Origin of the sequence: Desertimonas flava (genome assembly GCF_003426815.1) — a bacterium.
Taxonomy (GTDB): domain Bacteria; phylum Actinomycetota; class Acidimicrobiia; order Acidimicrobiales; family Ilumatobacteraceae; genus Desertimonas; species Desertimonas flava.
Genome location: NZ_QKYK01000021.1, coordinates 1 through 20,558 on the forward strand (window position 1 = coordinate 1; position 20,558 = coordinate 20,558).

General features: G+C 71.0%; 19 protein-coding genes. 8 read left to right on the top strand and 11 right to left on the bottom strand.

Annotated elements, in window-relative coordinates:
• On the bottom strand, nt 1-392 hold a 392-nt coding region (locus DN771_RS20105; RefSeq protein WP_162942175.1), incomplete at its 3' end, for a helix-turn-helix domain-containing protein.
• 200 nt (nt 393-592) lie between these two features.
• A complete protein-coding gene (locus DN771_RS20110) occupies nt 593-1,618 on the bottom strand; it encodes a 3-isopropylmalate dehydrogenase (RefSeq protein ID WP_116999354.1) in 1,026 nt (341 codons plus the stop codon).
• 87 nt (nt 1,619-1,705) lie between these two features.
• Here DN771_RS20110 and DN771_RS20115 point away from each other — a divergent pair, with 87 nt between their 5' ends.
• Nucleotides 1,706-2,842, top strand: coding sequence for a winged helix DNA-binding domain-containing protein (locus DN771_RS20115; RefSeq protein ID WP_116999355.1), 1,137 nt, complete (start codon nt 1,706-1,708; stop codon nt 2,840-2,842).
• 28 nt (nt 2,843-2,870) lie between these two features.
• Here DN771_RS20115 and DN771_RS20120 read toward each other — a convergent pair whose 3' ends face one another.
• The 3 genes from DN771_RS20120 to DN771_RS20130 form a co-directional block, all read right to left on the bottom strand.
• Nucleotides 2,871-3,281: a MerR family DNA-binding transcriptional regulator gene (locus tag DN771_RS20120; protein ID WP_116999356.1), complete on the bottom strand. Its 411-nt coding sequence runs from the start codon at nt 3,279-3,281 to the stop codon at nt 2,871-2,873.
• Between the two features lie 43 nt (nt 3,282-3,324).
• Nucleotides 3,325-3,657, bottom strand: a complete 333-nt coding sequence (locus DN771_RS20125; protein ID WP_116999357.1) for a thioredoxin family protein — start codon at nt 3,655-3,657, stop codon at nt 3,325-3,327.
• A gap of 63 nt (nt 3,658-3,720) precedes the next feature.
• Nucleotides 3,721-4,101 carry a DUF1330 domain-containing protein gene (locus tag DN771_RS20130; protein ID WP_116999358.1) on the bottom strand — a complete coding sequence of 127 codons (381 nt, stop codon included), beginning with the start codon at nt 4,099-4,101 and terminating at the stop codon, nt 3,721-3,723.
• Nucleotides 4,102-4,224: 123 nt separating this feature from the next.
• Between DN771_RS20130 and greA the strand changes: the two genes are divergently transcribed.
• The 4 genes from greA (at nt 4,225) to DN771_RS20150 (ending at nt 9,866) form a co-directional block, all read left to right on the top strand.
• Nucleotides 4,225-4,698, top strand: coding sequence for a transcription elongation factor GreA (greA, locus tag DN771_RS20135; protein ID WP_116999359.1), 474 nt, complete (start codon nt 4,225-4,227; stop codon nt 4,696-4,698).
• Nucleotides 4,699-4,706: 8 nt separating this feature from the next.
• A complete protein-coding gene (locus DN771_RS20140; protein WP_162942176.1) occupies nt 4,707-5,561 on the top strand; it encodes an alpha/beta fold hydrolase in 855 nt (284 codons plus the stop codon).
• A complete protein-coding gene (locus DN771_RS20145; protein ID WP_162942177.1) occupies nt 5,558-7,072 on the top strand; it encodes an ABC1 kinase family protein in 1,515 nt (504 codons plus the stop codon). The genes DN771_RS20140 and DN771_RS20145 overlap by 4 nt, the downstream gene beginning before the upstream one ends.
• A 76-nt stretch (nt 7,073-7,148) precedes the next feature.
• Nucleotides 7,149-9,866, top strand: coding sequence for an FKBP-type peptidyl-prolyl cis-trans isomerase (locus DN771_RS20150; protein ID WP_116999362.1), 2,718 nt, complete (start codon nt 7,149-7,151; stop codon nt 9,864-9,866).
• A gap of 319 nt (nt 9,867-10,185) precedes the next feature.
• On the opposite strand, the gene nadC is transcribed toward DN771_RS20150, so the two are convergent.
• From nadC to DN771_RS20170, 4 genes are read right to left on the bottom strand one after another with little or no spacing between them, the layout of a single operon-like run.
• Entirely contained in the window at nt 10,186-11,097 is a 912-nt protein-coding gene (nadC, locus tag DN771_RS20155; RefSeq protein ID WP_116999436.1) for a carboxylating nicotinate-nucleotide diphosphorylase, read from the bottom strand.
• Nucleotides 11,098-11,113: 16 nt separating this feature from the next.
• The gene (locus DN771_RS20160; RefSeq protein WP_116999363.1) at nt 11,114-12,790 is read right to left on the bottom strand and encodes an L-aspartate oxidase; all 1,677 of its coding nucleotides are present in this window, start codon (nt 12,788-12,790) and stop codon (nt 11,114-11,116) included.
• Nucleotides 12,787-13,788, bottom strand: a complete 1,002-nt coding sequence (nadA, locus tag DN771_RS20165) for a quinolinate synthase NadA (protein ID WP_227462421.1) — start codon at nt 13,786-13,788, stop codon at nt 12,787-12,789. Before nadA ends, DN771_RS20160 begins: the two co-directional genes overlap by 4 nt.
• Before the next feature lie 54 nt (nt 13,789-13,842).
• A complete protein-coding gene (locus DN771_RS20170) occupies nt 13,843-14,511 on the bottom strand; it encodes an IclR family transcriptional regulator (protein WP_116999365.1) in 669 nt (222 codons plus the stop codon).
• A gap of 82 nt (nt 14,512-14,593) precedes the next feature.
• On the opposite strand from DN771_RS20170, the gene leuC reads away from it, so the two are divergent.
• Together leuC and leuD are read left to right on the top strand one after the other, a co-directional pair.
• Nucleotides 14,594-16,024 carry a 3-isopropylmalate dehydratase large subunit gene (gene leuC, locus DN771_RS20175; protein ID WP_116999366.1) on the top strand — a complete coding sequence of 477 codons (1,431 nt, stop codon included), beginning with the start codon at nt 14,594-14,596 and terminating at the stop codon, nt 16,022-16,024.
• Nucleotides 16,025-16,044: 20 nt separating this feature from the next.
• A complete protein-coding gene (gene leuD / locus DN771_RS20180) occupies nt 16,045-16,638 on the top strand; it encodes a 3-isopropylmalate dehydratase small subunit (RefSeq protein ID WP_116999367.1) in 594 nt (197 codons plus the stop codon).
• Between the two features lie 87 nt (nt 16,639-16,725).
• Here leuD and DN771_RS29695 read toward each other — a convergent pair whose 3' ends face one another.
• Entirely contained in the window at nt 16,726-17,292 is a 567-nt protein-coding gene (locus DN771_RS29695) for a fasciclin domain-containing protein (RefSeq protein ID WP_162942178.1), read from the bottom strand.
• Here DN771_RS29695 and DN771_RS30130 point away from each other — a divergent pair.
• The gene (locus DN771_RS30130; RefSeq protein ID WP_193615391.1) at nt 17,210-18,991 is read left to right on the top strand and encodes a hypothetical protein; all 1,782 of its coding nucleotides are present in this window, start codon (nt 17,210-17,212) and stop codon (nt 18,989-18,991) included. The genes DN771_RS29695 and DN771_RS30130 overlap by 83 nt on opposite strands.
• 35 nt (nt 18,992-19,026) lie before the next feature.
• Here DN771_RS30130 and DN771_RS30135 read toward each other — a convergent pair whose 3' ends face one another.
• Nucleotides 19,027-20,352 carry a hypothetical protein gene (locus tag DN771_RS30135; RefSeq protein ID WP_193615392.1) on the bottom strand — a complete coding sequence of 442 codons (1,326 nt, stop codon included), beginning with the start codon at nt 20,350-20,352 and terminating at the stop codon, nt 19,027-19,029.
• Nucleotides 20,353-20,558: the final 206 nt, after the last annotated feature.

Sequence of the window (20,558 nt, forward strand, 5' to 3'; positions counted from 1 at the left end):
TCGGGATGCTCCTTGCGGAGCCGCTTGGCGATCTGTTCGGGCGACCACTTCTTCATGCGCAGCAAGGTGACGACTTCGTCCCACAGCCACGGCCGATCCTCGATCCACGACGGCTTGGGCCGCTCAGCCCGTGCGTCGGCCTGGTCCTGAGCGACATAGGCCCGGTAGTGCTCACGGCCACCACCAGCCGCGATCTCACGGCCGATTGTTCCGCGATGTCGGCCGAGTCGGCGGGCCATCTGCGCGTCGGTCTCGTGACGCTCGATGCCAACGCGGATCTCCTCACGCTCAGCGAGCGTGAGCGCGTTCGGACGTGCTGTGCGTTGTCTCAACACGACAACAGCTTCCTCGTTGATACGACGCTGCAACGTGTTTCTCGAGATCCCCGCCATCGCTGCCGCCTCCGGCAGGGGACCCCACGAGCGACCGCCGACAACGCCACAGCAACCCTCGACCGAGGAATCCTCGGACGCCCAATAGCTCCCATCACAACACCTCCAAGGCTGTGATGTCGCGACCACCGGTTGAGGCCAAGGACGGTGAGCGTCACGGGCCGCGCCCAGAAGCGGAGATGGCACGATCCGCGCCCAGATCAGGTGAGGCGGCCGATGATGGTGGCGGCGATCTCGGCGGTCTTGCCCTCCGCCGGCCCGTCGGACGTCGGGGTGCACGCGGCACGGATGCGCTCGGCGATCTCGCCGTCTCCCAGGAAGTCGAGCATCAGCGCCGCCGACAGGATCGCGGCCGTCGGGTTGGCCAGGCCCTGGCCGGCGATGTCGGGTGCCGAGCCGTGCACGGGCTCGAACATGCTCGGGCCGGTGCGGGCGGGGTTGAGGTTGGCCGACGACGCCAGGCCGACGCCACCCGACACCGCGCCACCCAGGTCGGTGAGGATGTCGCCGAAGAGGTTGTCGGTGACGATGACGTCGTAGCGCTGCGGGTCCTGCACGAAGTAGATCGTCGCCGCGTCGACGTGGTTGTACGCCGTGGTGACGTCGGGGAACTCGGCAGCGACCTCGTTGAACGTGCGCTCCCACAGATCGCCGGCGAACGTCAGCACGTTCGTCTTGTGCACGAGTGTGAGGTGCTTGCGGGGGCGGCTCTGGGCCAGCTCGAAGGCATACCGGACGCAGCGCTCGACGCCGAAGCGGGTGTTGACGCTCCCCTGCGTCGCCACCTCGTGCGGCGTGCCCTTGCGCAAGGTGCCGCCCTCACCGACGTAGGGGCCTTCGGTGTTCTCGCGGATGACGACGAACTCGTGCGGCTCGCCCGACAGCGTCGACGAACCGTCGCCCACGAACGGCCGGAGGTTGATGTACAGGTCGAGCCCGAACCGCATCTTGAGGATGATCCCGCGCTCGATGATGCCGGGGGGCAGGCGCTGGTCGCCGGGCACGCCGCCGACCGCGCCGAACAGGATGGCGTCGAAGCCCCTCAGTTCGTCGAGCGTCGCGTCCGAGAGCACCTCGCCGTCGCGGAGGTAGCGCTCGGCGCCGAGGTCGAACTCGGTGGGGTCGATCGAGGCGCCGGCGGCCCGCAACACGTCGAGGGCGACAGCGGTGACCTCGGGGCCGATGCCGTCGCCGCCGATCACGGCGATGCGATGGGGAGTGCTCATGGCGCCAGAATCTAGTGAGCCCCGCCGATTCGCCCCCAAGGAAGCGACCGACGAACTCGCTCGATCGACGGCGGCCAAGATGAACCGATGAGCCCGACCACCGTGGATCGCCGGACGCTGGGTCGCACCACGTTGGCCCGTCAGCTCCTCCTGGAACGGTCACCGATCGGCGTCGTCGACGCCGTGGAACGCCTCGTCGGGATGCAGGCCCAGATCCCCCAGAACCCCTATGTCGGGCTGTGGTCCCGACTGGTCGCCTTCGAGCCGTTCCGGCTGGAACAGGAACTGATCGAACGACGGCTCGTCCGCATCGTGTCGCTGCGGGGAACGGTCCACCTGCTGACGGCCGACGACTGCCTCACCTTGCGTCCGCTGTCGCAGCCGGTGCTCGACCGGGAGATGGCGATGCACCCCGACCACCGCGAAGTGCTGACGACGCTGGACCTCGCCCCCGCGCTGGACTTCGCCCGGCGCGTGCTGGCGGACGGGCCGATCAGCAACCGGCGGCTCCGTGCTGCGTTCGCCGCCGAGTTTCCCGATGTCGACGCGTCGACACTCGTCCTCGCCACCCGCAACCGGCTGGCCTTCATCCAGACGCCGCCGCGCGGCCTGTGGTCGTCGAGCGGCGAGGTGGCCGGCACCACCGCCGAGGCGTGGCTCGGCCGCTCCCCCGCCGATGCTCCCGAACTCGACGGCGTGATCCTCCGCTACCTGGCCGCCTTCGGGCCGTCGAGCGTCGCCGACGCCGCCGCGTGGTCGCGGCTCACCGGTTTACGCGAGGTGTTCGAGCGACTGCGGCCCCGGCTCGCCGTGTATCGCGACGAGACCGGCCGCGAGCTGTTCGACGTCGCCGACGCCCAGCTGGTCGATCCCGAGACCCCGGCGCCGGTGCGGTTGCTGCCCGAGTACGACAACGTGCTCCTGTCCCACGACGACCGCAGCCGATTCGTCGACGATGCCGAGCGCAGGCGTCTCGGCGCCGCGCCCGAGCCGGTGCGCGGGTCGATCCTGCTCGACGGCCGCCTCATCGGTGGCTGGCGGATGGAGCCGGCACTCCCCGGCGCCAAGCTGCCCGACGCGGACGTCGCGTCCGTGCACATCCAGCTGCTGCACGCCCTGTCCGACGGAGACGCCGCTGCGGTCGACGCGGAGGCACGCGCCCTGCTGGCGTTCGTCCATCCCCCCGCGAGGCCTCGCGTCACGTACACCGTGCTCTCCGAGTAACAGATGGTGCCTGGCACCATCTGTTACGTCAGATGGTGGGGGGGTCGGGGGTGGCGAGGGCGAGGCAGGCCTCGCCGTCGCCGTTCTCACAGGTGCGCAGGAGCGAGCGGAGGCGATCGCGGTGGGACGCCAGCTCGGCGAGCTCCTGCTCCACCCGCTCCAGGCGAGCGGCCGTGACCCGCAGGACGTCGGCGATCGACCGCTCCGACTCTGCGCCGAGCAGCTCGCCGATGTCGCGGAGGCTGAACCCGAGCGCCTTGCCACGGAGGATGAACGCCAGCCGCCAGCGGTCGACATCGCCATAGCGGCGGTAGCCGGACGCCGAACGCGGCGGTTCCGGGAGGATTCCCTGGCGCTCGTAGAAGCGAATCGTCTCCACCCCGACGCCGGCCTCGGCGGCCAACTCGCCGATCGTGAACGTGCGCTCCGCCGTCGTCATCGGATCGTGCAACCAGCGGCAGCCCCCGCTGATTCCGTCGGGTTCACGCGGTGACGGTGATGTCGGCGACGACCTGCGCCAGCTCGTCCTCGAGAGCGGTCAGGCCGCGAGCACCCACGAGGCGGCGCACCGGTCGCCCGCCGGCGAAGAAGATCAGCGTGGGAACGCTCATCACGCCGAACGCCTGCGCCAGGTCCGGCGAGGCGTCGGTGTCGACCTCCACCACGGAGACGTCCGGATGGCGCAGGGCGAGCTCGGCGAGCACCGGTTCGATCAGGCGGCACGGGGGGCACCACTCGGCGCCGAACTCGACGATCACCACCCCATCGGCGGCGGCGAGGGTCTCGGGAAGCGTGGAGGCGTCGACTGCGATCATGCCGGCAACGTACGCCCCGTACCACGGTCCGGAGTCAAGGGGTTCGTCCCGTCCCGACGCCGGTCAGGCACCCGCTCGCGCGGCGGCGACCAGCCCGGCCGGGTCGTAGCCGGCGGCGACGCCGGGGACGATGATCGCCGCCCCGTCGATGTTGCGGGTGCGCAGCGGGAGGATGGCCTGGTACTCGTCCGAGTCGTACCACGCCCTGGCGGCGTCGACGCTCGGGAAAGCGATCACCACGATCGTGCCCGGCCAGTCCCCCTCCCGGACCTCGACCTCGGCACCATGGATGAGAAAGCGGCCGCCGAAGGGGTCGAGTGTCGCTTGGATTCGCTCGATGTAGTCGAGCACCTCGTCGTTGAGCTGGGGTGTGCGCAAGTGGGCGATGGCGTAGCCGGGGACGAGGTCCTGAGTGGACGTCGATGGGTTCGTGGTCGTCGTCATGCCTCGATGGTGCGCCATCCGGCCACACGGCGTCGATGACGTCTCGGGTAACGACGTGCGACAGCGAGTGCCACGACTGACAACACCGTCTCACCCGAACACACTCTGGGTAGTGTTCGGTCGATGGCTTCGCACCAGCTGTCACAACAGGCGTTCGACCGCCTCAAAGCCGAGTTCGAGGATCTCTCGACGCGGGGGCGCATCGAAGTCGCCGACAAGATCGAACGGGCCCGCGAACTGGGCGACCTGTCGGAGAACGGCGACTACCACGCCGCCAAGGACGAGCAGGGCCACATGGAGGGCAGGATCCGCCAGCTCGAGCACCTGCTCGAGAACGCCGAGATCATCGCTCCACCGCCGGCTGGGGTCGTGGGCCCGGGCAGTGTCGTCACGATCGTGTACGAGGGCGACGCCGAATCCGATGCCGAGCGCTACCTCGTCGGCCACATCGAGGAGAAGGTCGGCGATCTCGACGTCGTCAGTCCCACCGCCCCGCTCGGAGCCGCCCTGATCGGCGCCAACGAGGGCGATTGGGTGGCCTACGACGCCCCCAACGGTCAGCTCCGCGTGCAGGTCCTCAAGGTCGAGACGGTCTGACTCCGGCAGTGAGCGTCGCGCCCGGCGGTCACCTGCGTACCGTCGACATCCCGGCCGGCCGCGTGTCCGTGCGGGACATCGAGGGGCCGACGGGTGCCCCGACCGTGGTGCTCATCCACGGCTGGACGGCAACGGCCGACTCCAACTTCGGCCGGTGCTACGGGGCGTTGTCCGCGCACGCGCGTGTCCTGGCATTCGACCAGCGCGGGCACGGCTCCGGCGTGCGGACCCGGCGACCGTTCCGGCTCAGCGACTGCGCCGACGACGTGGCCGACGTGGCCACCGCCCTCGGCGTCGACCGCTTCATCCCGGTCGGCTACTCGATGGGCGGGGCCATCGCCCAGCTCGTCTGGCGCCGTCACGCCCACCGCGTGTCGGGACTCGTTCTGTGCGCCACGGCCGCCGAGTTCGGCACTCGTCCGGCGGCCACTGCCCGCACCGTCGGCCTCGGCGGCCTGGCCGCCCTCGCTCGTGTCACGCCGCCGCCGGCCCAGCGCTGGATCAGCGGCCGGGCCTACCTCGACCGCAAGCAGGGCTACTGGGAGCCGTCGGCCATCGAGTCGGCGACGCGTCACGACTGGCGGATGGTCCTCGAGGCCGGCGCCGCCCTCGGCACGTTCCGCTCCGACTGGTGGATCGGACGCGTCGACGTGCCGACCGCCGTCCTCATCCCGGACGAGGACCACATCGTCGCGCCGGTTCGCCAGCGCCGATTGGCCGCAGCGATCCCCGGCGCCGTCGCCATCCCGACGCCAGGCAACCATCTCGCTGCCGTGACGTCGGCCACGACGTTCGCCCCGGCGCTCGCCGCCGCCGTCGCGATGGTCAATGGCCGCGTCGGCGCGGGAGGGATGGCGTCATGAGGACGGTGCGACGCAACGCCGCCGCGGTCGCCGCAGCTGTCGCCGCGGCGACGGCGATCGTCGCCGCCGGAAGGGCCCGTCGGAGGCGCCGGCGTGGCACGGCTCCCCGACGTCACCCGGTGTCCAACCTCACCCGTTCGTCACGCAACCTCGAGCTGGCCAGGCTCGGCATGGGCGTGGGCACCCGGTTCGCCGCCACCAGCGCCCGCAAGCTGTTCGCCAGCGCCGAACGCCGCGTCGAGCTCGACGAGCAGCTCAAGCTGCGCACGGCCGAGCAGATCGCCGAGCGCCTCGGGCAAATGAAGGGCGCACTGATGAAGATCGGCCAGATGGCGAGCTATCTGGACGACGGGTTGCCCGAGCCGGTCCGCCTCGCGCTCGCCCAACTGCAGTCGAACGCCCCGCCGATGAGCGCCGAGCTGGCCGCCGGCGTGATCACCGAGGAACTCGGCCGGCATCCCGACGAGCTGTTCGTGGAGTGGGATCCCGAGCCGATCGCCGCGGCGTCGATCGGGCAGGTGCACCGGGCCCTGTGGCGGGACCCCGACACCGGCGAGGAGGTGGCGGTCGCCGTCAAAGTGCAGTACCCGGGCGTCGGCGAGGCGATCGCCGCCGACCTGCGCAACACCGACCTGCTCGGCGGGCTGCTGGCCTACAACTTCTCGGGCCTCGATCCGAGCGAGATGGTCGCCGAGATCAAGGAACGCCTCACCGAGGAGCTCGACTACTCGCTCGAGCAGGCCAACCAGCAGCGCTTCGCCGACTTCTACCGCGATCACCCGTTCATCCATGTGCCGGCGCCGGTGCCGGCCCTCAGCTCGTCGCGGGTGCTCACCACCGAGCTGGCCACGGGAGCGACGTGGTCCGAAGCGCTCACTTGGCCGCAGGAGGACCGCGATCGCATTGGCGAGACGCTGTTCCGGTTCGTCTTCCGCAGCCTGTACCTCTTGCGGGCGTTCAACGGTGACCCGCATCCCGGGAACTATCTGTTCCAGCGCGACGGCACCGTGACGTTCCTCGACTTCGGGCTGGTCCGCCACTTCTCCGAGCCCGAGGTGGACGTGTTCGTCCGCATGGTGCGGGCGGCCGTACACGACAACGATCCTGCGGCGTTCCGTGCGGTCGTCGAGGAGGCCGGGCTGCTGCGGGCCGGCGCGCCGGTGACCACCGAGCAGGTCCGTGAGTACTTCGCCGACTTCTACAGCACGAGCGGCGCCGACGCCACGATGACGTGGACCAAGGACTACGCCAGCCGCATCGTGCGCCACACGTTCGACAACACGAGCCCGGTCACCCAGTACACCACGGTGCCGCGGACGTTCGTGCTGATCCAGCGCATCAACCTCGGGCTGTACGCGTTGCTCGGCGATCTCGGGGCGCGTGGCAACTACCGGCGGATCGCCGAGGAGCTGTGGCCGTTCACACAGGGCCCACCGTCGACGCGTCTCGGCGAGGCGGAGGCGGCGTGGTTGTCCGCTCGCAGCGCCGGCGAGTCGGTCGGACCACGCTGAGCGCCGGCTGAGAACCACCGTGCGGGAGCGTTCTCGCGCTCGTTCCGGGCCCGTTGCCCGCTAGGTTGCGGCCCCGATGCGTCGAGTTCTGCCCCTTCTGGTCACGGCCGCGATCGCGCTGGCTGCGTGTAGCGACGACGACACCGACTCGGTGACCGAGCTGTCGCTGGTCGAGATCGGTTCGACGGAGGTGCCGATCGACGACACATGCGCCACCGAGCCGTCGGCGTCGAGCGACGCGACGTCGACGGGCGACACCGCCGGTGCGACGGGCGACAGCACGACGGAATCGACCACGGGTGACATCGTCGTGACCGAGTCGACGACGGGTGACAGCGCCACCGACGGCTCGGAGGGTCCCGCCTCGGCCGTGCCCGCCTCGAGCGACGCCGACGACTCGTCACCCGAGGAGTCCACCACCGAGGGCAGCACCGCCGACGATTCCGCGGCCGACGGCAGCGAGACCGCCGAGTCGACCGAGCCGGTGGCCACCACCGAGCCGGCCGACACCGGCCCCTACGCCACAGCTCCCGACGTGGAGCCCGTGGACTCAGCGCCGGAGGAGCTCGTTCGCACCGTGCTCGAGGAGGGCGAGGGTCCCGAGGCCGCACCGGGTGACGTGGTCCGCGTCTATTACTCGGGTGAGCTCACCGCCGACGGCCAGGTGTTCGACTCCAACTACGGCACCGACACGCCGCTCGAGGTGGTCCTCGCCGGCGAGGGCGAGCAGCCCTCGGTGATCGAGGGCTGGAACGAGGGCCTGGTCGGCGCCCGCAAGGGTGACCGCATCCAGCTCGACATCCCCTCCGAGCTCGCCTACGGCGAGGCCGGCAACACGTCGATCCCGCCCGACGCCGACCTCACGTTCATCGTCGACGTCGTCGACGTCATCAAGCCGGAACTGCCCGAGGAGACGCCCACCGAGCTCGTCAAGACCGTGCAGGTCGAGGGGCCCGAGGACGGCGCGGTGGCCGGCGACGGCACCATCCTCTACGTCAACTACCTCGGCGTGTTCAGCGACAGCGGCGCCGTGTTCGACAGCAACTTCGGACCGACCGGGACCCCGTTCAAGGTCGAGCTCGCTCCCACGGCCAACGGTGTCATCGAGGGCTGGAACCAGGGCCTGCACGGTGTCCGGGTGGGCGACCGCATCCAGCTCGACATCCCGTCCGATCTCGCCTACGGCGAGGAGGGCAGCGGGAGCATCCCGCCCGACAGCGCCCTGACCTTTGTCATCGAGGTCGTCGATCTGATCCCGATGGTGTACCCCGAGTCGGAGCCCGACGAGGTGGAGAAGTCGATGATCGAGGAGGGCGACCCGGAGGGCACCGCCGCCCAGTTCTTCGACACGATCACGTTCAACATGGTCATCGGCGTGCCCGAGTTCGCCACCGAGACGCCGAGCGACTCGAGCGTGCCCGAGTCGAGCGAGCCCGGTTCATCCACGGAGCCCGGTTCATCCACGGAGCCCGGTGCGTCCACCACGCCGGCGGAGTCGACCGAGCCCAGCGACTCGACCACGCCCGCCGAGTCCACGGAGCCCAGCGACTCGACCGAACCGAGCGACTCGACCACGCCGGCCGAATCCACCGAACCCAGCGACTCGACCGAGCCGACCGAGTCGACCGTGCCGGAGGACAGCGACACGCCGTCCAGTGAGCCCGACGAGGCCTCCTCGGCACCCGGCTTCGCCGTGGTCAACACGTTCGACGGGCAGACCGACCCGTCGACGGGACAGCAGTCTCCGCCCCAGCCGGTCGTCGCCCAGCTCGTCCGCGGCGGTCTCGGCGTGTCGTACCCGGGCCTCGAGGACGGCCTCGAAGGCGCCCGGCCCGGCGACAAGTTCCTGCTCACCATTCCCGGCGACCAGGGCCTCGGCGCCGCCGGTGCCGGACTCGGCCTGCCCGAGAACGCCACCACGGTGGTGTACGTCGAGGTCGTCGACGTCGCCGCCCAGCCATCCATCGAGGTGCCCGAGGTGGCCCCCACCGACCTCACGGTCACCACCCTCGAGGAGGGCACGGGCGTCGAGGCGGCCGAGGGCGACACCGTCCTCGTGCGCTACATCGGTGTCCTCACCGACACCAACCGGCGCATCGACAGCAACTGGGAAGGCTCGCCCGATCCCCTCGTGCTCGGCGACGACACCTACATCGTCGGGTTCGAGGACGGTCTCATCGGCGCCCAGGCCGGGGCCCAGCTGCAGATCGACATCCCCGCCGATCAGGCCTACGGCGCCGACAGCGTGCCGTCGGCCAGCATCCCGGCCGACGCCGCACTGAGCTTCCTCGTGGACGTGGTGGCCGTCATCCCGGCGACGTCCGACGCCGACGCCCCGACCGACCTCGAGCTCCCGCTGTCGTCGACGCCGATGACACCGCCGCCGGTCACGGTCGACGAGGCGACGTTGGAGAGCGACCCCGACGCCACCGCGCCGGAGGCTCAGCCCGAGGTCGTCATCACCGACATCGTCGTGGGCGAGGGCGACGCACTCACCACCGGCCAGACCGCCATCGTCAACGTCTACGCCGTGTGCGCCAGCAACGGCGCCGTCCTGCAGAACACGTGGGGTGACGACCTCCGACAGTTCATCCCGGTGTCGACCAGCTCGATCATCGACGGCTTCGCCGACGGTCTCTCCGGTGGTGCCGAGTTGGAGGGCATGATGATCGGCGGGCTCCGCACGATCCAGGTGCCCGCCGCCCTCGCCTACGCCGACCGCGGCAGCGAGGAGCTGGGCATCGGCCCCAACCGCGACCTGATCTTCGTCGTCGAGCTCTACGGCATCGCCTGATCATCCGCCGCGACCTAACGGTTGTGGATCATGACGGTGGCCTTCCCCGTCGGGTACACACGACCGGTGGATCTCCCGGGCACTCTCTCGCCGCGGGGACACCTCAGGTACGAACGGGAGGGTAAATACCCCACCGAAGCGTCCGGTATTTACCCTCCGGTCGGGCGAGCCGGGTGACCGGTCACCGCCACGTGCGGACGGGAGGGTACATACCCCACCGAAGCGTCCGGTATCTACCCTCCGGTTGGGACGGCGACCAGCGGACGGCCCTCCGCCTCGCACGGCCTTTCAGCTCGCCCCCCAGGCACCAACCGTCAGGTCAGACGATGGCGTGGAGATCGAGACCGAGGTCGAGCACCTTGGCCGAGTGGGTGAGCTCGCCGACGGCGATGAAGTCGACACCGGTCTCGCCCACCACGCGCGCCGTCTCCAGGGTCAGGCCGCCACTGGCCTCGAGCACCACCGACGGGCCGGTCTCGTCGCGCAGCTTCACGGCAGCCCGCATGCCGTCGGGGTCGAAGTTGTCGAGCAGCACGACGTCGGCACCGGCCTCGATCGCCTCGGCCAGGCCGTCGAGCGAGTCGACCTCGATCTCGACGGGAATTGCACCCTCGAGGGCCCGAACCTTGTCGAACGCCTCGCGGACGCCGCCGGCCGCGAGCACGTGGTTGTCCTTCACGAGGGCGGCGTCCGACAGACCCATGCGATGGTTCTGGCCGCCGCCCATCCGCACGGCGTACTTCTCCAGTGCCCGGAGCCCCGGCGTCGTCTTGCGCGTGTCGCGCACCACCGCTGCCGTGCCCTCGAGGGCATCGGCCCACCGCCTGGTGAGGGTGGCCACGCCGGACAGATGGCACAACAGGTTGAGGGCCGAGCGCTCGGCGGTGAGCAGCAGCTGCGTCGGAGCGGTCACCCGCGCCACCTCGATGCCCGGCGCGACCCGATCGCCGTCGGCGACGAGGTACTCGAACTCGCTGGCGGCGTCGCCGCAGACGGCGTCGATGACCGCTGCGGCGACGGGCAATCCGGCGATGACGCCGTCGCCGCGAGATCCGAACGTGCCGACACTCCGCTGGTCGGACGGCACGGTGGCCACCGACGTCACGTCGACGCCGCCCATCAGGTCCTCGGTGACCGCCATGCGCACGAGCCCGGCGACGGCGTCGGGATCGAGCCCTGCGGCGACGAGGCGCTCACGGGTGGCCGACGACAACGGGTGGAACTGGAACACGATCGAACCTCCGGGATCAGTGAGCGGGGCCGCCGGACACGACGACCGGCGCGTCGTCGCCGTCACCGGCCAGCGACACGTACAGATGGGTCAGCCACTCGTCGCGTGGACTGTCGTGATCGGTTCGCCGGTGGCAACCGCGACTCTCGGTGCGGGCCGCGGCCGCTCCGACCATCGCCCGGGCGACCGTCGCCAGATTGCTCGCCTCGAAGGCAGCCCGGCCCGGCGTCGCCGTGACGCCGGCGTGGGCGGCGAGGGCCTCGTCGATGACGCGTGCAGCAGCCGCCAACGACGCGGCGTCCCGCAACACACCCACGTGACGGGACATCGCCGTGCGGACGACCGAGGCGACCGCTGGATCGACGAGCCCCGTCTCCACCGCATCGCTGTCCACGGACTCGACGGCGTCGGGCAGCTCCCAGGCGAGGTCGCGACCGAGATGAGTGCCGGCGACGATGCTCTCGGTGAGGCTGTTCGACGCCAGGCGGTTGGCGCCGTGCACACCCGTGCGTGACACCTCACCCACCGCGAACAGGCCGGGGAGGGCGGTCGTGCCGTCGAGCCGGGCGGGGATGCCGCCGCAGGCGTAGTGCGAGGCGGGGGCCACCGGGATGCGGTCGACGGCCGGGTCGACGCCGATGCTCCGGCAGGCCGCGGTGATGCTGGGGAAACGCGTGTAGAAGCGCTCACCCATGTGCGTGGCGTCGAGGAACACGTGGTCGGACACGCCGGCGGGCGCCTCGGCCATGCGGCGGCTGATGGCTGCGGCGACGACGTCGCGGGGCGCCAGGTCCTCCTGGGGGTGCACGCCGGCCATCACCCGCTCCCCGGCGGCGTCGAACAGGATCGCGCCCTCACCGCGCACGGCTTCGGACACCAGGGCCTGCTGCCCGGCGGCGTCGGCCCCGTTCCACATGACCGTCGGGTGGAACTGCACGAACTCGACGTCGCTCACCGCCAGGCCGGCGCGCAGCGCCATCGCCACGCCGTCGCCGGTGACGGCCGGGGGGTTCGACGTCGACGCGAACACCTGGCCGTAGCCGCCGGTGGCGAGCACCGTGGCGCGGGCCCGGATCGTGCCGACGGAGGTGACGTCGCCGTCGTCGTCGAGGACGGCGACGGTGACACCTGCTGCCTGCCGCTCCCCCGTGGCCGTCGTGCCGATGACCACGTCGAGGGCGAACGCCTTGTTGAGGACGTCGACACCGGCCGCGACGGTCGACTCGTCGAGCGTCCGCTGCACCTCGGCGCCGCTGCGGTCTCCCCCGGCGTGAACGATGCGGTTGTGGCTGTGGCCGCCCTCGCGGGTGAGCGCCGGGCTCTCCACGCCGGGGCCCGCAGGGTCGAACGCCGCGCCGAGGCGCATCAGGTAGCGGATCGCCTTGGGCGCCTCTGCGACCAGCTCCCGGACGACGTCCTCGTCGCACAATCCGGCACCGGCGGCCAGCGTGTCGCGGACGTGGTTCTCCAGCGAGTCGGTCGGGTCGAGCACACCGGCCAGCCCGCCTTGGGCCCACGCCGTCGATCCGGCATCGAGCGTGCCCTTGGTGACGATCAGAACGCTGCGCACCGGCCGGGCGGCCAACGCCGCAGCGAGGCCGGCGGCTCCGGAGCCGAGGACGACGACGTCGACGGTGCGTTCCCACGTCGGCGCGGGCGCGGCGAGCCGCCGCGGGAGCGTGGCCGGCCTCATTCGGCGGTCGGCGACGGGGTCCCGATGGCGATCATCCGCTCGACGGACGCCTTCGCCCGCTCGGCCACGTCGGCGGGCACGGTGACCTCGTCGGTGCCCTCCTCCAGGCATCGCAGGAGCTTGGCCGGGGTGATCATCTTCATGTACTTGCACACGGCCGCCCGGTTCACCGGCTCGAACAGCACGAGCGGGTTGGCCTTGGTCAGCTGGTGCAGCATGCCCGTCTCGGTGGCGACGAGCACCCGCTTCGCCGTGGTGTCGCGCGCCGCGTCGACCATCCCGCTCGTCGACAGGATCTTCGTGCGCGCCTCGGGCACCACCCCGGCACCGACCAGGTACAGGGCGCTGGTGGCGCACCCGCACTCGGGGTGGATGAACAGTTCGGCGTCGGGATCCTCGGCGACGCGGGCCTTGAGGTCGGCACCGTTGATCCCGGCGTGGACGTGGCACTCACCCATCCAGATGTGCATGTTCTCCCGTTGCAGGCTGCGCTGCACGTGGGCGCCGAGGAACTGGTCGGGGCAGAACAGCACCTCGGTGTCGGCGGGGATCGAGGCCACGACGTCGACGGCGTTCGACGATGTGCAGCAGATGTCGGTCTCGGCCTTCACGGCGGCCGTCGTGTTGACGTAGCTGACCACCACGGCGCCGGGGTGCTCGGCCTTCCACGCCCGCAGCTGGTCGGCGGTGATGGTGTCGGCGAGGCTGCAGCCGGCGCGCTCGTCGGGGATCAGCACCGTCTTGTCGTAGCCGAGGATCTTGGCCGTCTCGGCCATGAAATGCACGCCACAGAACACGATGGTGGACGCCTCGGCGGCGGCCGCCACGCGGGACAGCCCGAGCGAGTCGCCGACGTGGTGGGCGACGTCCTGGATCTCGGGGAGCTGGTAGTTGTGGGCGAGGATGACGGCGTCTCGCTCGGCGGCGAGGGCGAGCACGCGCTCGCGCCAATCGTCGGGGAGGGATTCGTCGGGAGCCGCCAGGGAGATGTCGGTCACGGGCACCACTGTACGGCCGAGGCCCCGGACGTACGGGCCCGCGATCGGCCCGCGCTACAGCGTGGCTTGGATGTCGGCGGCGGCCGCGATGACCGCCTGGCCGAAGTGCTCGCCGGGTGACGGCGCCATGCGGCCGATCGGGCCGCCGACGCTGACGGCCGCCAGCACGACATCGGACCGCTGACCGCCGAGGGCCGATCGTGCCGCGTACACGGGCGCGCTCACCGACGCCACGCCGGCCTCGCGCTCCTCGACCGTCTCCACCCAGCCCTGCGGCCCGACCTCGCCGGACAGCACGCGGCCCGCCGAACCGAGATTGAGCGGCAGGAGCGACCCCTCCGCCACGATCCAGCGCAATCCGTGTGGCGACGGGAGCGACACGGCGCAGCGGCGACGGTCGCCTTCACGGACGTACAGCTGCACGCTCTCGCCGGTCTCCGCACACAGTTGCTGCAGCCGCGGGCGGGCGAGTCCGGAGATCGGGAAGGAATCGGCCGCGGCGGCGCCGAGGGCGACGAGACCGAGTCCCAGGCAGAACCGCCCGGACTCCTCACGGCGCAGGAGGCCGTGCATCTCGAGGGCCACGGCGATGCGATGCGACGTCGCCCGCGGCAGACCGGTGGCGCCCTGGAGCTCGAGCAGCGTCTGAGGCCCGGACTCCTCGACGGCGCGCAATACCCTGATCGCCTTGTCCAGCACCCCCACACTCGATACGCTGTCCATGAGATAAGAACGATATCTCACATTCTGAGTCGGATCAACGTCTCAGTAGCTGGGATTCGCCGTCGAAGGAGCGTATTCGGACATGCCTGCCTCAGCGTCCGCATCATCGGCCAGCCCGGGACCGTCCACCCTGCCGGGCAAGGTCTGGGACCGTCACGTGGTCCGGACCACGCCCGGCGAGCCCGACCTGCTGTACATCGACCTCCACCTCGTCCACGAGGTCACCAGCCCCCAGGCGTTCGACGGGCTGCGCATCTCCGGCCGCCGGGTCCGCCGACCCGACCTCACCGTGGCCACGGAGGACCACAACGTGCCGACGGCCGACATCGACAAGCCGATCGCCGACGCGGTGTCGGCCCGCCAGGTCGACGCCCTCCGCGCGAACACCGCCGAGTTCGGCATCGTCAACTATCCGATGGGCGATCCCGGCCAGGGCATCGTCCACGTGATCGGCCCCGAGCAGGGCCGCACGCTCCCCGGCATGACGATCGTGTGCGGCGACAGCCACACGGCCACCCACGGCGCGTTCGGCGCCCTCGCCTTCGGCATCGGCACGAGCGAGGTCGAGCACGTGCTGGCCACGCAGACGCTGCCCCAGTCGCGCCCCAAGTGGATGGCCGTCAACGTCGAGGGTGAGCTCTCCGACGACGTGTCCGCCAAGGACATCATCCTCGCCGTCATCGGCGAGATCGGCACCGGCGGCGGCATCGGCCACGTGATCGAGTACCGCGGCTCGGCCATCCGCGCCCTGTCGATGGAGGGGCGGATGACGGTGTGCAACATGTCGATCGAGGCGGGCGCCAAGGCCGGCCTCGTCGCTCCCGACGACACGACGTTCGCCTACCTCGAGGGTCGGGCCCACGCCCCCAAGGGCGCGGCCTGGGAGGCGGCGCTCGACGACTGGCGCACCCTGTACAGCGACGACGACGCCGTGTGGGACCGCCAGGTGAACATCGACGCGTCGGCCCTCACCCCGTACGTGTCGTGGGGCACGAACCCCGCCCAGGTGCTGCCGATCGACGGCGTCGTGCCGTCGCCCGACGACTTCGCCGACGCGACCGTCCGCGACAACGTCGCCCGCGCCCTCGAGTACATGGGCCTGCAGGCCGGTCAGGCGCTCCGTTCGATCGACGTCGACACCGTGTTCATCGGCTCGTGCACCAACAGCCGGATCGAGGACCTGCGGGCTGCCGCCAAGGTGCTCGACGGTCGCCACGTGACGGCGAAGCGAGTGATGGTGGTGCCGGGCAGCCACGCCGTGAAGGCGGCCGCCGAGGCCGAGGGTCTCGATCGCATCTTCCGGGCCGCCGGCGCCGACTGGCGCGAGCCCGGCTGCTCCATGTGCCTGGCCATGAACCCCGACAAGCTCGCCCCCGGCGAGCGGGCGGCCAGCACCAGCAACCGCAACTTCGAAGGGCGGCAGGGCCGGGGCGGCCGGACCCATCTGGTGTCGCCCGCCGTCGCCGCCGCCACCGCCGTGGCCGGCCACTTCGCCACCCCGGCCGACCTCTGACGGCGCAAGGAAGGATCGCAATGAAAGCTGTCTCCGTCATTTCGGGTTCGGGTCTGCCGCTGCGGCGCTCCGACGTCGACACCGACCAGATCATCCCTGCCGAGTGGTTGAAGCGCATCGAGCGCACAGGCTTCGAGAAGGGGCTGTTCGCCACGTGGCGCGACGATCGCGACTTCGTGCTCAACGACGAGCGCTTCGCCGGCGCCTCGGTCCTCGTGGCCGGCCCGGCGTTCGGCGTCGGCTCGTCGCGTGAACACGCCGTGTGGGCCATCCAGCAGTACGGCTTCGACGCCGTGATCGCGCCGAGCTACTCGGACATTTTCCGCAACAACTGCACCAAGAACGGGCTCGTCCCGGTGGTGCTGCCGGAAGCCGCGGTGGAACGGATCTGGCAGGCCATCGAGAGCGACCCGCAGACGACGATCGTCGTCGACGTCGAGCGCCTGGTGGTCGAGGTCCCGGCGATCGGCCTCGTCGAGTCGTTCCCCCTCGACCCGTTGACGCAGCACCGATTCGTCAACGGACTCGACGACATCGGCCTCACGCTCGCCCACGCCGACGACATCGATTCCTACGAGGCCACGCGACCCGCGTGGCTCACCTCGAACTCGTAACCCGACTCACCGCACTTCGACGATCGGGACCGGTCGTGCGTCGGTCGTGACGGATCCCGTCGCGGCCGGCCTCCCGATCGTTCGCGTTCACGACGTCGGCGGTGCGTCGGTCCCCGCCGGCGGCTCGGTCGTCGGCGTCGGTGCCACCACCGGGGCACTGACGGTGTGCACGTAGCCGTTGGTCCCCTGCTGGGACGCGACGACGGTGACGCCGTTGATGGTGCACGTTGTGGGATCGCCCGGAGCCGGGAGGATCTCCAGCGGGTCACCGTCGAGGTTGTTCACCGGCGGGGTCGCCGCGCAGAGCTCGGCGAGCGTGTAAGCGCCGTTCACCGTGTTGGCCCGCACGAACGCCGCCACGGCGTCAGGGTCACTCGCCACCGCTGACCAGTTCGGATCGGCGGCCAGAGCGGCCTGGTTCGGGGCGAACACGGTGACCGGTGCATCGCCGTCGACGATGGCGACCGCCTCCGGGCTCGCCGTGACGGCACTGGTGAACGTGGCGAGCTGCGGATCGGCCTGAATCAGCTCCCACCCCGACTCGGTCGGGGCCGGAATCGTGGTCGTCGTCGTGGTCGACGTCGTCGTCGTGGTGGTCGTGGTCGTCGTCGACGTGGTCGTCGTCGGAGCTTCGGTCGTCGTCGTTGGCGGCAACGTCGTCGTGGTGGTCGTGGTCGACGTGGTCGTCGTCGGAGCTTCGGTCGTCGTGGTCGGCGGCAACGTCGTCGTGGTCGTCGTGGTGGTCGTCGGCGGCAACGTCGTCGTGGTCGTCGTCGTCGGTGCTTCCGTGGTCGTGGTCGGCGGCAACGTCGTCGTCGTGGTGGTGGACGTGGTCGTCGTCGGCGGCAGCGTCGTGGTCGGCGGCAACGTCGTCGTCGTGGTGGTGGTGGTGGTGGACGTGGTCGTCGTCGGCGCTTCCGTCGTCGTGGTCGGCGGCTCGGTCGTTGTCGTCGTCGACGTGGTCGTCGTCGGCGGCAGCGTCGTGGTTGTCGTCGTGGTCGACGTCGTCGTCGTCGGCGGCTCGGTCGTTGTCGTCGGCGGTTCCGTGGTCGTCGTCGGCGGCAGCGTCGTGGTCGTCGACGTCGTCGTGGTCGGCGCCTCCGTGGTGGTCGTCGGCGGCTCGGTGGTCGTCGTCGTGGTCGACGTGGTCGTCGTCGGCGCTTCCGTGGTCGTCGTGGTCGTGGTCGGCGGCTCCGTGGTCTCCGGCGCCTCGGTCCTCTCCGGCGGCTCCGTCGTCGTCGTCGTGGTCGTCGTGGTCGGCGGCTCCGTCGTCTCCGGTACCTCGGTCGTCTCCGGCGGCTCCGTCGTCGTCGTCGTGGTCGGCGGCTCCGTCGTCTCCGGTACCTCGGTCGTCTCCGGCGGCTCCGTCGTCGTCGTGGTCGTCGTCGGCGGCTCCGTCGTCTCCGGTACCTCGGTCGTCTCCGGCGGCTCCGTCGTCGTCGTGGTCGTCGTCGGCGGCTCGGTCGTCTCCGGCGCCTCGGTCGTCTCCGGCGCCTCGGTCGTCTCCGGCGGCTCCGTCGTCGTCGTGGTCGTGGTCGTCGTCGGCGGCTCGGTCGTGGTCGTCGGCGGTTCGGTCGTCGTCGTGGTCGGCGGTTCGGTCGTCGTCGTCGGCGGTTCGGTCGTCGTGGTGGTGGTGGTGGTCGGCGCTTCGGTCGTCTCGGGCGTCTCGGTCGTCTCGGCGTCGGGCTCGGTGGGCACGGCCTGCTCGACGGTGGTCGTGGGGGCGATCGTGGTGGTGGTGGTCGTCGTCGTCGGGGCGACCGTGGTCGACGTGGTGGTCGTGGTCGTGGCGGGCGTCGTGGTCGTGGTGGTCGTGGCCGCGCTGGTCGTGGGAGCCAGAGTGGTCGGCGCCTCGGTCTGTCCCGGCTGGGTGGTCACCGACGTCGGCAGCACCTGGGGCACCGTGATCGATGCCTGCGGATTCGTGGACGAAGGGCCGGGGCCCGTGGACGTCGAGCGCTGCACGGGCGAACTGGTGGACACCGCCGTCGGCAACGGCACGGAGTTGTCGCTGCCGGTTCCGCCGTCGTCGTCACCGGTGAACACGACGAGGGCGATCACGCCCAGGACCACGGCCACCGCACCGGCGGCGAGGGCGACCAACGCACCGGGCTGTGTCCACCAGCCACCGGGCGGCGGCTCGTACTCGGCGTCGTACGCCCAGTCGCCGCCTGCCCCGGTGCCCGAACCGCCACCGCCCGCGCTGGCACCGCCGACGTCGCTACCGGTGGCCGCGCCGCCCTCGCCAACGCCACCTGGATCGGCGTTGGGGAACGGCGGATACTCCGCCGTGGGATCGGTGGGACCCGAGGGCCCGAGTGGTCCTTCGTCACTCACTGCCCGGCGACTCTAGGTCGCCGGGCTCGAGCAGGCATGACACCAGGTCGATCAGGGCGGCGTCAGGAGCAGACTGCCGACGCTGTAGACCCAGCCGTCGGTGGCGTGCTCGACCTCGGTGAACGGCATCGGCGTGCCGCTCGGGCCGGTGACGTTGCCGGCGCCGTCGAAGATCAGATCCTCGATCGTCTGCGGCGGCGCCAGCTGCTCGGGCGAGAGCGAACCGCCGAGGGTGTGCGTGTTGATGATGGTGCCGGCCAGTTCGCAGTTCGGCGGTTGAGTGGCGTCCGGCTGCACCGCGGCGAGGAACGTCGCCTGGGGGGGAGCGAAGAACGTGTTGCCGAGCGACAGCGAGCAGTCCGTGGCGATCCGGGCGATGTCGCCACCCACGATCTCGGTGACCGGACGGGTCGGCGCCACGGTCGTCGTCGTGGTGGACGTCGTCGTGGTCGTCGTCGACGTCGTCGACGTCGTCGTGGACGTCGTGGACGTCGTGGTGGTGGGCGGCTCGGTCGTCGTCGTCGTGGTCGTGGTGGGCGCCTCGGTCGTCGTGGTGGCCTCGGTCGTCGTGGGCGCCTCGGTCGTCGTCGGTGGCTCGGTCGTCGTGGGCGCCTCGGTGGTTTCGGGCGCCTCGGTGGTCGTGGTGGGCGGCTCCGTCGTCTCGGGCGCCTCGGTCGTCGTGGTGGGCGGCTCCGTCGTCTCGGGCGCTTCGGTCGTGGTCGTCGTGGCCTCGGTCGTCGTGGTGCGTTCCACGGTCGTCGTGGGCGCCACCGTCGTCGTGGTGGTGGCCGGCGCCGCGGTTGTGGTGGGGGCTGCCGTCGTGGGTGCAGCGGTCGTGGCGGGCGGGTTGGTCGGCTGCGGCTGCGTGGTCACCGACGTCGGCAGCGGCGTGTTCTGGTCGACCGTGATCGACGGCTGCGTCGGGGGCCGGGTGGTGGTGGTGAGCACCACCTCCGAGGTCTGCCGGGGCGCCGAGGTGGTGGTGTTGCCCTGCTCGGGCAGGCTGGGGCCGGTGTTGTCGCTGTCACCGCCGGTGAACACGACGAGGGCGATGATGCCGAGCACGACAGCTGCGGCTCCCGCAGCGATGGCCACGATGGCGCCGGGCTGCGACCACCACGGGCCGGGCGGCGGTTCGTACTCCGGCTCGTAGAGCCAGTCACCGTCGGGCGGCAACGGCGGCTCGTCTCCCCCGCCGCCGAGGCCGGCGCCGGCCTGGGGGTTCACGGCCGTGGGCTCACCCGCCGGGCCGCCGTACATCGCTTGGGTGGGCTCACCCCCGGGCGCGGGCGGCACCGGTGGCGTGCTGCCGGAAGGAGGTTGTTCCCAGATGCTGGGGTAGCCCTCGGTGGGATCGGGTTCGCCACGGTCGCTCACTGGCCGAGATACTACGGCCGCCCCCTCGCTCAGACCGGGCACGCCACGTGGCTCGTCGGTCACTCTGCTGGAGCACAAAGGCCGTCGCACAGCCTTCCTGCTCCACCAGAACGCCGCCCGATGTTCTGCTGGAGCACAAAGGCCACGACACGGCCTTGTGGCTCCAGCAGACGCAAGAGCCGGCGAACCACTCCCTCGCCGCCGCC

Excerpts from the sequence above, each read along its gene's own strand:
- DN771_RS20110 (WP_116999354.1), bottom strand. The coding sequence starts at position 1,618 with ATGAGCACTCCCCATCGCATCGCCGTGATCGGCGGCGACGGCATCGGC.
- DN771_RS20115 (WP_116999355.1), top strand. The coding sequence starts at position 1,706 with ATGAGCCCGACCACCGTGGATCGCCGGACGCTGGGTCGCACCACGTTG.
- DN771_RS20120 (WP_116999356.1), bottom strand. The coding sequence starts at position 3,281 with ATGACGACGGCGGAGCGCACGTTCACGATCGGCGAGTTGGCCGCCGAG.
- DN771_RS20125 (WP_116999357.1), bottom strand. The coding sequence starts at position 3,657 with ATGATCGCAGTCGACGCCTCCACGCTTCCCGAGACCCTCGCCGCCGCC.
- DN771_RS20130 (WP_116999358.1), bottom strand. The coding sequence starts at position 4,101 with ATGACGACGACCACGAACCCATCGACGTCCACTCAGGACCTCGTCCCC.
- greA (WP_116999359.1), top strand. The coding sequence starts at position 4,225 with ATGGCTTCGCACCAGCTGTCACAACAGGCGTTCGACCGCCTCAAAGCC.
- DN771_RS20145 (WP_162942177.1), top strand. The coding sequence starts at position 5,558 with ATGAGGACGGTGCGACGCAACGCCGCCGCGGTCGCCGCAGCTGTCGCC.
- DN771_RS20150 (WP_116999362.1), top strand. The coding sequence starts at position 7,149 with ATGCGTCGAGTTCTGCCCCTTCTGGTCACGGCCGCGATCGCGCTGGCT.
- DN771_RS20160 (WP_116999363.1), bottom strand. The coding sequence starts at position 12,790 with ATGAGGCCGGCCACGCTCCCGCGGCGGCTCGCCGCGCCCGCGCCGACG.
- DN771_RS20170 (WP_116999365.1), bottom strand. The coding sequence starts at position 14,511 with ATGGACAGCGTATCGAGTGTGGGGGTGCTGGACAAGGCGATCAGGGTA.
- leuC (WP_116999366.1), top strand. The coding sequence starts at position 14,594 with ATGCCTGCCTCAGCGTCCGCATCATCGGCCAGCCCGGGACCGTCCACC.
- leuD (WP_116999367.1), top strand. The coding sequence starts at position 16,045 with ATGAAAGCTGTCTCCGTCATTTCGGGTTCGGGTCTGCCGCTGCGGCGC.